This is a genomic window from Coprococcus sp. AM14-16, assembly GCF_003434675.1.
GTDB classification, from domain to species: domain Bacteria; phylum Bacillota; class Clostridia; order Lachnospirales; family Lachnospiraceae; genus Coprococcus; species Coprococcus aceti.
The window spans coordinates 985339-999262 of the sequence record NZ_QTLL01000001.1 but is presented as its reverse complement, the minus strand read 5'-3'; the positions used below and the strand labels follow the sequence as shown (position 1 = coordinate 999262).

The following is a 13924-nucleotide window of genomic DNA, read 5'->3' as shown; positions in this document are numbered from 1 at the left end:
GACATGGCGATAAGAAATATAAGATATGACGGAGATGACATACTCAGAAAGGTGTGCAGACCGGTTGAGAAGATGGATGACAGAACACTTACACTCATAGATGATATGTTTGATACCATGTATGAGGCAAATGGAGTTGGACTTGCCGCACCTCAGGTTGGAATCCTCAAGAGGATAGTTGTTATCGATGTCGGCGATGACAATCCACTCTGTCTTATAAATCCTGTGATAACAGAATCAGATGGAGAGCAGACTGGTGAGGAGGGATGTCTCAGCCTTCCTGGAAAATTTGGAACAGTCACAAGACCTATGCATGTAATATGCAAGGCATTTGACGATAATATGGAGGAGTTTACAGTCGAGGGAGAGGGACTTCTGGCGAGAGCTATCTGCCACGAGCTTGATCATCTTGACGGAAAGCTTTACAAGGATCTTGTCGAGGATGGCCTTCACGAGGTAGAGCAGAATTAAGAGATACTTAACCTATAACAAGGAGGACATGCAGATGAGAGTTATATATATGGGAACCCCTGATTTTGCCGTGCACGCACTTGTATCAATAGTGGAAGCGGGACATGACGTTGTGGCATGCTTTACGCAGCCGGACAAGGCAAAGGGAAGGAGCAAAAAGCTTCAACCGACACCGGTGAAGGTACAGGCAATGGAATATGATATTCCGGTATATCAGCCGGTGAAGCTCCGTGAGCAGGAGAACGTGGACATCATCAGAGAGTATGCACCTGATGTGATAGTTGTGGCAGCATATGGCCAGATACTTCCTGAGAGCATACTCAATATTCCGAAGTACGGATGTGTCAATATCCATGCATCGCTGCTCCCGAAGTACCGCGGTGCGGCGCCTATCGAGTGGGCGATCATTGACGGCGAGAAGGAGACCGGAGTCACCACCATGTACATGGCAAAGGGACTTGATACCGGAGATATGATAGAACATTCGATTGTGTCTATCGGTGACGATGACACTGGAGAGAAATTGACGGACAAGCTTGCGGCAAGCGGTGCGCAGCTTATACTGTCAACCCTTGAAAAGCTTGAGAATGGAACTGCGGTCCGGACACCTCAGGATGACAGCCTGAGCTGTTACGCTTCCATGTTGAACAAGGGTATGGGAGATATAGATTTCAGTGAGCCGGCAGAGAAGATAGAGAGACTTGTGAGAGGCCTTCAGCCATGGCCTTGTGCATACACAAGGATAGGCGGCAAGAATGTCAAGATATATGGGGCAAAGGTAGTGAGCCGTGAGGATGGCATTGCACCGGGTGAGATAACCATGGTGACCAAGAAGACATTTGCCATAGCGTGTGGACAGGATGCACTCCAGATAACAAGATTGCAGCCTGAGGGCAAGAAGCCTATGGATGCGGCGGCGTTCCTTGCGGGCAATAAACTCACAGCCGGAGAGCACATCTGATCAAATATATCTGATGAAGAATGGACAAGAGGTAGAATGGATACAAAGACTCGAGAGGTGGTTCTGACCACATTACTGGACATTGAGAAAAATCATACATTTTCAAATATAGCACTTGGAACGGCACTCCGCGCCAACCAGTTCATGAGCAAACAGGACAGGGCGTACATCACGAGAATGGTCGAGGGAGTCACAGAGCAGAGGATAAAGCTGGACTACATAATAAACCAGTTCTCCAAAACAAAGGTGAACAAGTGCAAGCCGCTCATAAGATGCGTCCTCAGGATGGGAACTTACGAGCTGTTCTTTATGGACTCTGTTCCGGATTCGGCTGCCTGCAACTTGTCGGTGAAGCTGGCGGTGGATCATGGATTTGGAAGCCTCAGAGGCTTTGTCAACGGAGTGCTCAGAAATATCGCAAGAAACAGGGATGGTATAAAATACCCTGATAAGAACACATCATCTTTGGAATACTATTCGGTTGAATATTCAGTTCCTGTGGAGCTTGTGGAGATACTGCTGCAGGACTATGACAGAGAAACGGTGGACAGGATACTCGGAAGCAGCTACGAAATGCGTCCGACATCCATAAGGGTGAATACAGACAGGATAAGCGTTGATGAAGTCGAGAGGAAGCTGGAGGCCGCTGGAATAGAGACAGTGCGAGGAAACCTGAATGACACATCACTTCTTATAAAGGGATATGATTATGTCAGAAGGATCCCAGGATTCATGGATGGAGAATTTGTTGTACAGGATCAGAGTTCGTGTCTGGCTGTAAGGGCAGCAGGTATACAGAATGGAGATCTGGTGGTGGATGTGTGTGCAGCACCGGGCGGCAAAACCATGTATGCCGCAAGTCTTGCGGGACAGACAGGAAGGGTTATCTCAAGGGATCTCACCGAGAACAAGACGGAGCTCATAGAGGAGAACGTGGACAGACTTGGACTGACAAATGTCACTGTCGAGGCATGGGATGCGAGAGACCTTGATGAGAACCTTGTCGGAAAGGCTGATGTGGTAATAGCAGACCTTCCGTGTTCGGGACTTGGCATAATGGGCAGGAAGAACGATATCAAGTACAATGTGACAGGTGACAGCATAGACGAGCTGGCACAGCTTCAAAGGGATATTCTTGACACTGTATCCAGATATGTGAAAACGGGTGGAACACTGGTGTATTCGACATGTACTATAGACAGCAGGGAGAATCAGAACAATGTTAAGTGGTTTGCGGAAAATCATGATTTTGAGACTGTGAGTATAGATGAGATTGTACCGGGGCACGGCGGCGATAAAGGATATGTAACTCTGTTACAGGGAGTCGATGAGTGTGATGGATTTTTCATATCGAAGTTCGTGCGTACAAAATAGATAGAACATGTATAAAAGATTGGACAGAGTATGGAAGTAAAGGATAGAGAAGATAAGGATATTAGACAGCCGGATCTGAAATCAATGAATATGGAAGAACTCAGGAACTGGGTCACCGGTGCCGGTCAGCCGGCATTCAGGGCGAAGCAGATATATCAGTGGTTTCATGTGAAGCTTGCGGACGGAACGGAGGAGATGACCAATCTGCCGAAAAGCCTCAGAGAGAAGATGGATGAATATGGAATATATGGTGTGAGCGTTGTCACCAGACTCATTTCAGAGGATGACGGCACAAATAAATTCCTGTTCAGACTCCATGATGGGAATGTAATAGAGAGCGTGCTCATGAAGTACAAGCATGGCAATTCCGTGTGCATATCATCCCAGGTGGGCTGCCGTATGGGCTGCAGGTTCTGTGCATCGACCATAGGCGGGCTGGTGAGGAATCTCACAGCGTCCGAGATGCTGTCACAGATATACAGCATCCAGAAGATAACAGGTGAGCGTGTGTCAAATGTGGTCGTGATGGGAACAGGAGAGCCGCTGGATAACTTTGACAATCTTGTCAGGTTCATAGAGATGCTGACGGACGAGAATGGACTGAACATAAGCCAGAGAAATGTCACAGTGTCGAGCTGCGGTTTAGTGCCTGAGATAAAGAGGCTTGCGGATATGGGGCTTTCCATTACATTTGCATTGTCGCTTCACGCGCCAAATGACGAGGACAGAAGGGCACTCATGCCGATAGCCAACAGATACAGCATTGCAGAGGTTCTGGACGCCTGTGATTATTACTTTGATAGGACGGGCAGGAGGATAACATTTGAGTATTCTCTTGTAAAAGGGCAGAATGACAGCCCTGAGAAGGCATGCGAGTTGGCGCGTCTCATAAGGGGAAGAAACTGCCATGTGAACCTCATCCCCGTAAATCCGATCAAGGAGAGGGATTACGAGAGGGCGGATAACAGCGCCATTGAGAATTTCAAAAATATTCTGGAGAGAAACCAGATAACAGCTACGGTGCGAAGAAGCATGGGGCGTGACATAGACGCAGCGTGCGGACAGCTCCGCCGTAAATATGAGGAGGAGAACAAGACGGATAAATAGTTCGTCTTGTTCTTTTTTATGTGTTGTGCTAAAATAGGCAAGGTGGCGTATCAGATAATATTTTAGGCTGATGGAGAGAATATATGAAATCATTTGGAATAACAGATGTTGGAAAAAAGCGTTCCATGAATCAGGACAGCATATTTTATACAGATGAGCCAATAGGGGCTATCAGCAATCTGTACATAGTTGCGGATGGCATGGGCGGTCATAAGGCCGGGGACGTTGCATCCAGAACGGCGATTGAAGCCGCAGTTGAATATATAAGTGAAAGCGAGATAAGCAATCCTGTATCGCTGCTCAAGAGGGCGATAATATATGCCAATGACAAGGTGTATAAGCTTGCGCTCAGCAATCCGGAGGATTACGCAGGTATGGGAACGACATTTGTAGCTGCAGTGATCGATGATGGAATCATGTATGTCGCGAATATAGGTGACAGCAGATTATATATAGTTAACAATGAGATAAGACAGGTCACACTTGATCACTCATTGGTTGAGGAGCTGATAAGGAATGGTCAGCTCGACAGGAATAAGGGACGGAATCATCCAGAGAAGAACATTATAACCCGAGCACTTGGAATAGGTGATGATGTGGTTCCGGATTTCTTTGAAGTAGAACTTTCAGCGGATGATAAGATCCTTCTATGTTCTGATGGTTTGTCGAACATGATAGAGGACGACGAGATTCGGGACATTGTATCAGAGTCGGATGATCTTAAGACAGTCGGTGAGAAGCTGGTGGAGAGAGCGAATTACTACGGCGGCAAGGACAATATATCTGCCGTTGTAGCTGCGATAGATTGGGAGGAATAAATTGGTATGTTAAATCCGGGAACGATGCTCAGCGGTCGTTATGAGATCATAGAATTGGTTGGATCTGGCGGTATGTCAGAGGTATATAAGGCAAAATGTCATGTGTTAAACAGATATGTTGCCATAAAGGTGCTTAAGCCTGAGTTCAGCTCAGACGTTAATTTTGTTACAAAGTTCAGGATAGAGGCCCAGTCTGCGGCGGGGCTGTCACATCCTAATATTGTGAATGTATACGATGTCGGTGAGGACAACGGAATATATTATATAGTAATGGAGCTTGTGGAGGGAACCACCCTCAAGGAATATATACAGGCCCACGGCAGAATAGAGCCTATGCAGGCGATCGATTTTGCCATACAGATAGCCCAGGGACTTCAGGCAGCCCATGAGCATCACACGATACACAGAGATATAAAGCCTCAGAACATCATCATGTCGAACAACGGCACGCTGAAGGTTACTGATTTCGGAATCGCAAGAGCCGCATCGTCAAGCACGACCACGACAAATGCGATGGGTAGTGTTCACTACATATCACCGGAGCAGGCAAGGGGCGGATTCTCAGATGAGAGAAGTGATATTTATTCACTCGGTATCACCATGTATGAGATGCTCACAGGACATGTTCCATTTGAAGGCGAGAACAATGTGGCTATAGCGCTGATGCACATTCAGGGCGAGATGGTATCACCTAGGGAGTATTACCCGGATATACCTACAAGCCTTGAGAAGATCATAAGAAAGTGTACACAGAAGAAGCCGGAGAGACGATATCTCACAGCAAATGCGCTTATAGCTGATCTCAACAGAGTAAAAGAGAATCCTAATATAGATTGTATAGTGGTGCCTAAGACCAGCGTTCCTACATCCCCTACCATTGAGATGACAAAGCAGGAGATGGAGATGATCAAGACCGGAAGACAGGTCGATAAGGCAGATACTACGGAGATTCCACCTGTAAGTCCGAGAACGTCAGAGATCAAGGCTAACGTGCCAGTTATGCCGCCGTCACAGTTCGACGATCTGTTCCCAGATGACGACGATGAAGAGGATGATACGGACGAGTCAGTGGCAGATGATGGAGAACAGGAGCAGGAATACGATGGAGAAGAGGAGCTTGATCCAAGACTTAAGAAGATAATCATGGTATCAAGTATTGCCATCGCGGTGGTTCTTGCCATACTTGCCATACTTCTCATAGGCAAGATAGCCGGCTGGAATATTCTGGGCGGTAAGGGTAAGACGGAGGAAAGCACCGATGTCATAACCACAGAGGGAGCGAACGACACAACTGCACAGGAGACAGTACCTATGGTCAATGTAGTAGGTCTGTATAAGACTGCGGCTGAGGAGCAGATGAAGAAGAATGGCTTCACCAACTATACATTTGTGGAGAAGACAGATGCCACAGTTGAGAAGGGCTATGTAATATCACAGAGTATAGATGATGGAACATCCATAACAAAGGACACACAGATAACTATTTACGTGTCATCGGGCAAGGAAAAGACCAAGGTGCCGGATGTTTTCGGATATGAGGACAGTCAGGCCACAACATTGCTCGAGGAGGCAGGACTTAAGGTAACACATGGCTATGCGTACGATGATAATGTTGAGAAGGATCATGTAATATCCTCAGATCCTGTTGCCGGAACAGAGGTTGAGGAGGGCTCAACAGTCAAGATAATCATCAGTAACGGTAAGGAGACGAAGAAGATCGCAGTTCCTAACCTCAAGGGTATGTCTGAGGCAGATGCAGCAGATAAGCTTCAGGAGGTCAACATGGTAGGCAATCCAAGCTATGAGTACAGCGATGATGTGAAGGAAGGCCAGGTAATATCACAGGATCCTGAGGTCAACACTGAGGTTGACGAGGGAACTACCGTGTCATATGTTGTCAGTAAGGGACCTCAGAAGGTTACATACTCTGTATCTTTCAGCGGTTCAATATCGAATATAGAGTTTGATTTTGATACATTTGGAAGTGTGACAGTTGACATCTCATACACAATAGGCAGACAGACATTCTCTGTATACAGCGGCAAGGCTGGTGCAGGAGACTTCCCTATCAATATAGATGGAGTTGAGGGTCCTACAGGACTTGAGAGCAACCAGGGATCATTCTCTGTGACCATCACGGATTCAGAGGGAATAGATGTCACATCAAGCTTTAACACGGGCGGTTTGTCCGCTACATTTACACAGGAGAGTAATTAGTAGTGGCAGAGATCATATCAGGAAAGATAATCAAAGGAATCGGTGGATTCTATTATATAGACGCCGAGGATGGACATTTGTACGAATGTAAGGCGAAGGGCATCTTCAGAAACAAAAAGATCAAGCCCCTTGTCGGAGATAATGTGAATATAGAGATACTTGATCCTGAGAACAATCTAGGTAATATCGTTGAGATATTGCCTAGATTTAACTCTTTAATAAGACCTGCTGTGGCAAATGTGGATCAGACGATCATAATATTTGCCGTGAGCGAGCCTGAGCCGAACTTTAACCTGCTTGACAGATTCCTTGTCAGCATGGAGAAAAGCGGTGTTGAGACTATCATTTGTTTTAACAAGACGGATCTTTCGCCGGACAATATGGAGGCTTGCAGATCATACAGCAAGAGCGGGTATGAGACAATCTTTATAAGCGCCAGGGAAGGCGAGGGCATAGACAGGCTCAGGGAGATCATAAAAGACCGCACAACGGTGTTTGCGGGGCCATCGGGAGTCGGCAAGTCGTCTACTCTCAATGCGATCAAGCCAGAGGCGGAGGCCCAGACAGGCGCTATAAGTGACAAGATAAAGCGTGGCAAGCACACCACGAGACATTCTGAGCTCATGCACATTGGCGGCAGGACATATATTATGGACACCCCGGGCTTTTCATCGCTCTATGTTGATTCCATAGAGGCGGAGGATCTCAAGGAGTATTTCCCGGATATTGCGGCATATACGGGAGAGTGCAGATTCAACATGTGCAATCATGTCAGTGAGCCGGATTGTCTGGTAAAGCAGGCGGTTGCGGACGGAGAGATAAGCCGTATAAGATACGAAGATTATGTAATGATATATAACGACTTAAAAGAAAAGAGGAAATGGTAATGATAATTCTTTCACCTTCATTATTGTCAGTTGATTTTGCACATATTGCGGACGGCATTGCGGAGCTTGACAGAGCGAAAGTTCCTGCGCTGCACCTTGACGTTATGGACGGTGCGTTTGTTCCGAACATATCATTTGGTGCGCCTGTCATAAAGTGTCTCAGAAAAGAGACGAACATGATATTTGACGTGCATCTCATGATAGAGGAGCCGGACAGATATCTTGAGGATTTCAAGAAGGCAGGTGCTGACTGGGTAACCGTACATGCAGAGAGCTGTAAGCATCTGCACAGAACCGTTGCCAGGATACATGAGCTTGGAATGAAGGCCGGAGTGGCACTCAATCCGGCAACTCCTGTATCAGTGCTTGACTATGTGATAGACGATCTGGATATGGTACTTGTTATGAGTGTCAATCCGGGATTCGGCGGACAGTCATTTATTCCTTCAGCACTCAGAAAGGTGGCTGAGGTCAGAAAAATGGCAGATGACAGAGGCCTTGAGCTCAATATAGAGGTGGATGGTGGAGTCAATCTGAAGAATGTGGGTGACGTCATAGAAGCCGGTGCAAATGTCATAGTTGCCGGTTCTGCGGTATTTGGCGGAGATGCTTATGAGAACAGCTGCAGCTTTCTCAAAGTATTTGAGAAATATGAGGCATAGATAATAAAGGGCAAATAGTGATATGAAGAGTTATATTATAATATCCGGAGGCAGAGTTGATCTGTATTCACTTCAGGAAATCATGGACAGACACCTTGAAAGCAGCAGAGTGATAGCTGTGGACAAGGGTATAGAGACCTGCAATAAGATAGGAATAGTACCAGATGTGATCGTGGGTGACTTCGATTCAGCCAGCAAGGTGACTGTGGGCGTGTACAGGAAGATGGCTAAAAAGATGCACTCCATACAGTTTGTTGATCTGGACACACACAAGGACTTCACGGATACTCATGTAGCCATCATGCATGCCATGGAGGAAGGTGCTACGGATATTTATATATCGGGGGCCACAGGAACAAGACTTGATCACACAATGGCAAACATAGGGCTACTCAAGGAATGTGCGGATAAAGGCGTAAATGCGTATATAGAGGATGACCATAATGTAATAACCATGATAAATTCCAGTGCCGGAATAAGCCGGCTGGAGGGATACGATTATATATCTTTTATACCGTACGGTGGATGCGTCACGGGGGTAACACTTACAGGGTTTGAATACAACGTGGAGAATCGTACATTTGAGATAGGAGACAGCCTTGGAGTGAGCAACCGGGTTGTATCGGAGGATGCAAGGATAGAGATAGAAGATGGCTATATGATCGTCAATTACAGCCGTGACTGATATGGTTTAAAAGACCAGGCATATAAACTACAATATAAATATAACGAAAAAGCTCTGCACAGTGTATTATCTGTGCAGAGCTTTTTCACATAGCAGTTTGTTATATTCCTTTACTTTTTCTTGGAGTTCTTTTTACCCTTTTCAGGATATTTCTCATTTATCTTTTCTTTTATCTTTTCGTGCCTGTCGGCTACTTTGTTTTTTGCTGATGACTTTTTCTTCAGGTCGGACTTCTGGTTGTTCCTTGACTCATTCTTTTGCTCGTCGCCGGAAACCTTAGCTTTGTTATCAGGTTCATCAGGTGTTGTTAACTCACGGAGTTCGCGGATGCTTGCATCAAAGCCTTCTGTTATCGGATCGGCATACATGGATGAATAATATGCATACAGAGCCTTGTATTCCTCAGATGTCTTGTATCCGGTGATGTAGATGTGTCCGTGCATCTCGTCCATATGGATACCCCTGATCTTCTTGGCAATGTGAAGGCCGATGTTCTTACAGTGGCTTCCGATCCTGTCAAGACTTGTGAGAATGTCAACCAGTGCAAATCCTCCAGGGATACCACATTCGCCCATCTGAAGTCTCACAACGTGGTGATCCTTTATAAGCTCTGTTATCTCGCTGATGGTCTGTGCAAGTGGCTCTATTCTTGATATTGCCTGAAGATCGTCCTCCTTGAAGGCGTTCAGAGTCATATCAATAATATTGTTAGTCGCCTTGAGCGCTGTATGGATCTCCTTCATTCCCTGATCTGAGAAGTTTATCTTCTGATCTATTATATTTCTCGATACAACGAGAAGATTCTCACAGTGGTCACCAATCCTTTCCATATCACTCAGACTGTTCAGAAGCTCAGACACATCAAGTCGTTCGGATCTGGACATGTTGTTCTGTGATGTTACCTTGAGGAGGAAGTTGTTGAGTGAGCTCTCACATTTGTCTATGAAATCCTCATTCTCCTCGAGTTTGGCGGCATCTTCTTCATTGAAATCACTGATGAGTCTGCATGCTATTGCAAAGTTCTCTCTTATGCAGTCAGCCATGGCAAACATGACATTTCTTGCCTGTGAAATAGCGATGGAAGGGGTAGCGATAAGTCTCGGATCCAGTGTGGCGAGCTCTTTGTCGATCTTGGACTCCTCGTCGTCCCTGATGATCTTTCCTGTAAGTTTTGCCACCTGATTGGAGAATGGCAGAAGTATCAGGCTTATGATAAAGTTGAACAGGAAGTGGACGTTTGCAATGTTACCACGGTTTACGACCTTGTCCATGAAAGGCATGTCTATGAAAAGCTGAAGTCCGTATATGACAATAACAAAGAACACAGCTCCGAATATGTTAAAGAGAAGATATGAGAGAGAAACTCTCTTTGCCTTCTTGTTCGCACCGATTCCCCCGAGGATAATGGTCATACACTTACCGATGTTCTGACCGATAATGATAGGAATGGCTGTTCCGTATGTAACGACGCCTGTGGACGAAATGGCCTGGAGTATACCTACTGATGCAGATGAACTCTGTATGATGGCTGTGAGCACAAGTCCTATTAAAATACCAAGTAATGGGTTATTAAACGATGTGAACAGATTCTGGAAGCTCTCTGATTCCTTGAGTGGCGCAAATACACCCTCCATGGTATTCATGCCGAGAAAGAGGATTCCAAGACCAACAAGAATACTTGCAATATCACGTTTCTTGTTGTTATTTGTAAATAGTATGATAAATGCACCTATACATATAAGGATAGGAGCAAATGATGACGGTTTTAAAAGTTTAAGAAGAATATTAGTCTCCGCAAGATCTCCGAGACGAAGGATCTGTGCGGTCGCGGTACTACCGATGTTGGCACCAAACACGACAGGTATGGCCTGCCCAAGCTTCATGATTCCGGCATTTACAAAGCCGATGAGCATGATGGTCGTTGCTGCCGAACTCTGAATGATGGCTGTTACGGCTGTACCGAGTGTAAAACCCTTGATAGTTCCCGTGAACTGATTTTTTCCGGTTGTAAGTTTCTCAAGAACCTTTTCCAGACTGCCACCGGCGAGATTCTTCAGCGAGGCACCCATGAGATTCATTCCGAACAGAAATAAACCTACGCCTCCGAGCAATGTTAAAATAGAAAATAAATCCAAAATTATAGCCCTCCTGAGTAAAATGAATTTTACCTGTGTTTCTGACAGGTAAAAAATATGTAATAAATATGTAAAAGCCCATACGGTTCAAATTATAACACATCACTAGTTTTTGTACTATTGAAAAAATAATGCAATTGATGGTAACATTTCGGCAAATGTCACAATAAATATGATGGTGGCGGCAAAACTTCAACTGTGGTAGAATGAGCAGGGTATATTATATAAAAATGATAACGAAGATTCAGATAAAAGAATGGAGTGGCTGATACATGTCTGTTTTTAGTGATAAGAGAGTATTTGGAATCAAAAGGCAGAACTGTGGCGGTGTGTCCACCGCAGGGCAGGTATGCGCCAATGATGTAATATTGTGGGTCATATTTCTGCTACCTATTAATATAGTAATACATGGTGCAGGACAGTGCCTTGTGGCCATGGGATTGTTCGTGGGCAATGTTGTCGGATGGATATTTCTGTCAAAGCGTATGAATTCGTATGCTGAGATATCCCCTAAAAAGATACACAATGCTCCGGAGCTGTTCGCAGCAAGATATGGGTCATGGAAGTTGAAAGATCTGGTGTCCGTCATATGGATAGTGACGCTTTGCCTGATACTGGTGTCTGTTCTCAAGGTTATCGTATCGGTTGTCGCCTATTTTATGGACATGCCGGAGAGCATAAGCCTTGCCATCATAGTGTCATTTCTCATCCTTGCCACCATACTGGTTGACAATAAGCTGATGGGAATAATCAAGACAATAGTGTTCATAATGGTTATAATCGTATGTCTGACGATGATCGGACTGGTATTTTACAGGATGGATGCGAGGGAGATACTTGACAATTACAGGAGATCAAGGCTTGCAGGGGGAACCAGCATTTATCTGAATATACTGTATTACGATGGCAAAACAGTGGATATAGGAAGTGCGATATCCATGACGGGAGTAGGACTTGGATGTATAGCCATGCCGCTGATGTACAAGGGTGTCTTAAATATCCGGGATATCAAGGAGCTCGATGTCGGAAGAATATGGGCTGTAATCTTTGAAGGGTTCACAATACTTTCAAGCTGTATACTGGCACTTCTGGTCGTACCGGTGCTCTATCCTGAGAAGGCATGGGCAAATATGAACTCATTCCAGGTGTACAACCTGATGCTCAAGAAGCTGCTTGGAACGGGAACCTATGCGTATGTGTTCAGATTTGCCGCGCTTATGGTGTTTATAGCGGCGGTTGTCGTAATGCTGGAATCGTTCATGAGAAATATATGCGAACATATAAGAGGGCTTGTTCCTGCAATCTCAAGAGCCGGTGGAATCGCAAAGCTTCTTATAGATATAGGTGTTGTTGTGCTGACCGGATGCTGCGTTTTCCTGGTGGCAGAGTTTGTTGAATTCAACAGAGAGCATATGATCGCCGAAAACTGGGGATTGTGTGCGGCGGCACTTGCGGCTCCTCTTTTCTGTACACTGACGTACAGGCATGCGACCGGAAAAGGCATGTATGCTGGAATAATAGCAGGAATACTCACATTTGTTATGTGGAAATATCTCCCGTTTGTGAACGGAGGCAGCCTGGCGGCATACTCGGGTATCAGCGGTGACGTGGTTGGATTTGCAGTGAGTCTGCTGTTCACCATTGGAGTAAGTGTGTGCACGCAGAAAAATACAGAGGAAGAACTGAAGATATTTGACAGGATGAGGGCTGATCAGGCCTGATCTGAAGGAGTTCATATGATATACAGGATTGCCTGCGTCGGCAGGATAAAGGAACAGCATTTTACGCAGATGTTAAATGAATATAAGAAGGAGATCGACAAGAGAGGACGTCTGGAGATATGCGAGGTTCCTGACGAGAGGATACCTCAGAAGGCTGGCGACAAGGTAAATGCCATGATCATTGAGGCCGAGGCGGACAGGCTGAGACATGTGATCGGGAGAGACGACTATGTTATGGCACTGTGTATAGAAGGAAAGAAGACGACCACGGAAGGACTTGCCGATCAGGTCCGCAGGGCATCGGAGCGCGGACATGACACGGTTACATTTGTGATAGGGGGATCTCTTGGACTTGCTGCAGATATAGTGAGGAGGGCTGATTACAGGATGAGCGTGTCGGATATGACATTTCCGCATCAGCTCATAAGGGTGACGCTGGCGGAGCAGCTTGCGATCATAAGCCGGAGCTGACAGGGATTATTTGTGGTAGGTTATGTTGTTCAGGATAGTGTATGCCCTGTAGGTCTGCTCGGACAGCAGGAGGGCAGTCATCTCGGCGGACGGCTGTACTGAACAGAGAGAGAAATTTTCCATATCAGCTGTGAGTGATTCATCGTACCCTATGTAGAAGTTTATCTTTGAGGTACCGCTTGAAGTCAGACTGTTGATGCGGGCTGCGTAGTCCTCAGATGAGATGGTATCGGAGCCGGATATGCAGTAGTTTGTGGTGTTTTTCCCTGATGTGCATTTAATTTTCCCTGCAACACATACTATAGACAGAGTACAGTATGGAGAAAGTCTCTTGACGTACTCGGCGATGGCTTTCTGATACAAAGGGTTGATTTTTTTCTGATTAACGTATATGTTTATATCCATGTGATTTCTC

At 45.7% G+C, this 13924-nt stretch carries 13 protein-coding genes; 11 read left to right on the top strand and 2 right to left on the bottom strand.

All coding sequences use genetic code 11. The features are described 5' to 3' along the window. Positions 1-3 precede the first annotated feature (3 nt). The 9 genes from def to DW159_RS04425 all read left to right on the top strand — a co-directional run bounded on the left by def (position 4) and on the right by DW159_RS04425 (position 9182). On the top strand, positions 4-471 hold the full coding sequence (def, locus tag DW159_RS04465) for a peptide deformylase (protein WP_117549071.1): 468 nt from the start codon (positions 4-6) through the stop codon (positions 469-471). 34 nt (positions 472-505) lie between these two features. Further along, positions 506-1432, top strand: coding sequence for a methionyl-tRNA formyltransferase (gene fmt, locus DW159_RS04460; protein ID WP_117549070.1), 927 nt, complete (start codon positions 506-508; stop codon positions 1430-1432). Positions 1433-1468: 36 nt separating this feature from the next. Next, positions 1469-2806, top strand: coding sequence for a 16S rRNA (cytosine(967)-C(5))-methyltransferase RsmB (rsmB, locus tag DW159_RS04455; protein ID WP_117549069.1), 1338 nt, complete (start codon positions 1469-1471; stop codon positions 2804-2806). Positions 2807-2836: 30 nt separating this feature from the next. Then, positions 2837-3913: a 23S rRNA (adenine(2503)-C(2))-methyltransferase RlmN gene (rlmN, locus tag DW159_RS04450; RefSeq protein WP_015534818.1), complete on the top strand. Its 1077-nt coding sequence runs from the start codon at positions 2837-2839 to the stop codon at positions 3911-3913. An 83-nt stretch (positions 3914-3996) separates the two neighbouring features. Further along, the gene (locus DW159_RS04445) at positions 3997-4731 is read left to right on the top strand and encodes a Stp1/IreP family PP2C-type Ser/Thr phosphatase (protein WP_015534819.1); all 735 of its coding nucleotides are present in this window, start codon (positions 3997-3999) and stop codon (positions 4729-4731) included. A 6-nt stretch (positions 4732-4737) separates the two neighbouring features. After that, positions 4738-6948 (top strand): Stk1 family PASTA domain-containing Ser/Thr kinase, encoded by a 2211-nt coding sequence (gene pknB / locus DW159_RS04440; RefSeq protein ID WP_117549068.1) that lies wholly within the window; start codon positions 4738-4740, stop codon positions 6946-6948. 14 nt (positions 6949-6962) lie between these two features. Continuing rightward, on the top strand, positions 6963-7835 hold the full coding sequence (rsgA, locus tag DW159_RS04435) for a ribosome small subunit-dependent GTPase A (RefSeq protein ID WP_117549456.1): 873 nt from the start codon (positions 6963-6965) through the stop codon (positions 7833-7835). Beyond that, a complete protein-coding gene (rpe, locus tag DW159_RS04430) occupies positions 7835-8497 on the top strand; it encodes a ribulose-phosphate 3-epimerase (RefSeq protein ID WP_117549067.1) in 663 nt (220 codons plus the stop codon). Before rsgA ends, rpe begins: the two co-directional genes overlap by 1 nt. A 22-nt stretch (positions 8498-8519) precedes the next feature. Beyond that, the gene (locus DW159_RS04425) at positions 8520-9182 is read left to right on the top strand and encodes a thiamine diphosphokinase (RefSeq protein ID WP_015534822.1); all 663 of its coding nucleotides are present in this window, start codon (positions 8520-8522) and stop codon (positions 9180-9182) included. Positions 9183-9292: 110 nt separating this feature from the next. On the opposite strand, the gene DW159_RS04420 is transcribed toward DW159_RS04425, so the two are convergent. Continuing rightward, positions 9293-11317 carry a Na/Pi cotransporter family protein gene (locus DW159_RS04420; RefSeq protein WP_242992612.1) on the bottom strand — a complete coding sequence of 675 codons (2025 nt, stop codon included), beginning with the start codon at positions 11315-11317 and terminating at the stop codon, positions 9293-9295. Between the two features lie 272 nt (positions 11318-11589). Between DW159_RS04420 and DW159_RS04415 the strand changes: the two genes are divergently transcribed. Together DW159_RS04415 and DW159_RS04410 are read left to right on the top strand one after the other, a co-directional pair. Next, the gene (locus DW159_RS04415; RefSeq protein WP_117549066.1) at positions 11590-13038 is read left to right on the top strand and encodes a hypothetical protein; all 1449 of its coding nucleotides are present in this window, start codon (positions 11590-11592) and stop codon (positions 13036-13038) included. Between the two features lie 15 nt (positions 13039-13053). After that, complete coding sequence (locus tag DW159_RS04410; protein WP_117549065.1) at positions 13054-13509, top strand: 23S rRNA (pseudouridine(1915)-N(3))-methyltransferase RlmH; 456 nt, start codon at positions 13054-13056, stop codon at positions 13507-13509. A 6-nt stretch (positions 13510-13515) separates the two neighbouring features. Here the strand turns inward: DW159_RS04410 and DW159_RS04405 are convergent, their stop codons facing one another. Beyond that, the gene (locus DW159_RS04405; RefSeq protein ID WP_015534825.1) at positions 13516-13914 is read right to left on the bottom strand and encodes a 23S rRNA (pseudouridine(1915)-N(3))-methyltransferase RlmH; all 399 of its coding nucleotides are present in this window, start codon (positions 13912-13914) and stop codon (positions 13516-13518) included. Positions 13915-13924: the final 10 nt, after the last annotated feature.

Excerpts from the sequence above, each read along its gene's own strand:
- DW159_RS04445 (WP_015534819.1), top strand. The coding sequence starts at position 3,997 with ATGAAATCATTTGGAATAACAGATGTTGGAAAAAAGCGTTCCATGAAT.
- rlmN (WP_015534818.1), top strand. The coding sequence starts at position 2,837 with ATGGAAGTAAAGGATAGAGAAGATAAGGATATTAGACAGCCGGATCTG.
- rpe (WP_117549067.1), top strand. The coding sequence starts at position 7,835 with ATGATAATTCTTTCACCTTCATTATTGTCAGTTGATTTTGCACATATT.
- rsmB (WP_117549069.1), top strand. The coding sequence starts at position 1,469 with ATGGATACAAAGACTCGAGAGGTGGTTCTGACCACATTACTGGACATT.
- DW159_RS04410 (WP_117549065.1), top strand. The coding sequence starts at position 13,054 with ATGATATACAGGATTGCCTGCGTCGGCAGGATAAAGGAACAGCATTTT.
- DW159_RS04425 (WP_015534822.1), top strand. The coding sequence starts at position 8,520 with ATGAAGAGTTATATTATAATATCCGGAGGCAGAGTTGATCTGTATTCA.
- DW159_RS04405 (WP_015534825.1), bottom strand. The coding sequence starts at position 13,914 with ATGGATATAAACATATACGTTAATCAGAAAAAAATCAACCCTTTGTAT.
- fmt (WP_117549070.1), top strand. The coding sequence starts at position 506 with ATGAGAGTTATATATATGGGAACCCCTGATTTTGCCGTGCACGCACTT.
- pknB (WP_117549068.1), top strand. The coding sequence starts at position 4,738 with ATGTTAAATCCGGGAACGATGCTCAGCGGTCGTTATGAGATCATAGAA.
- DW159_RS04415 (WP_117549066.1), top strand. The coding sequence starts at position 11,590 with ATGTCTGTTTTTAGTGATAAGAGAGTATTTGGAATCAAAAGGCAGAAC.
- def (WP_117549071.1), top strand. The coding sequence starts at position 4 with ATGGCGATAAGAAATATAAGATATGACGGAGATGACATACTCAGAAAG.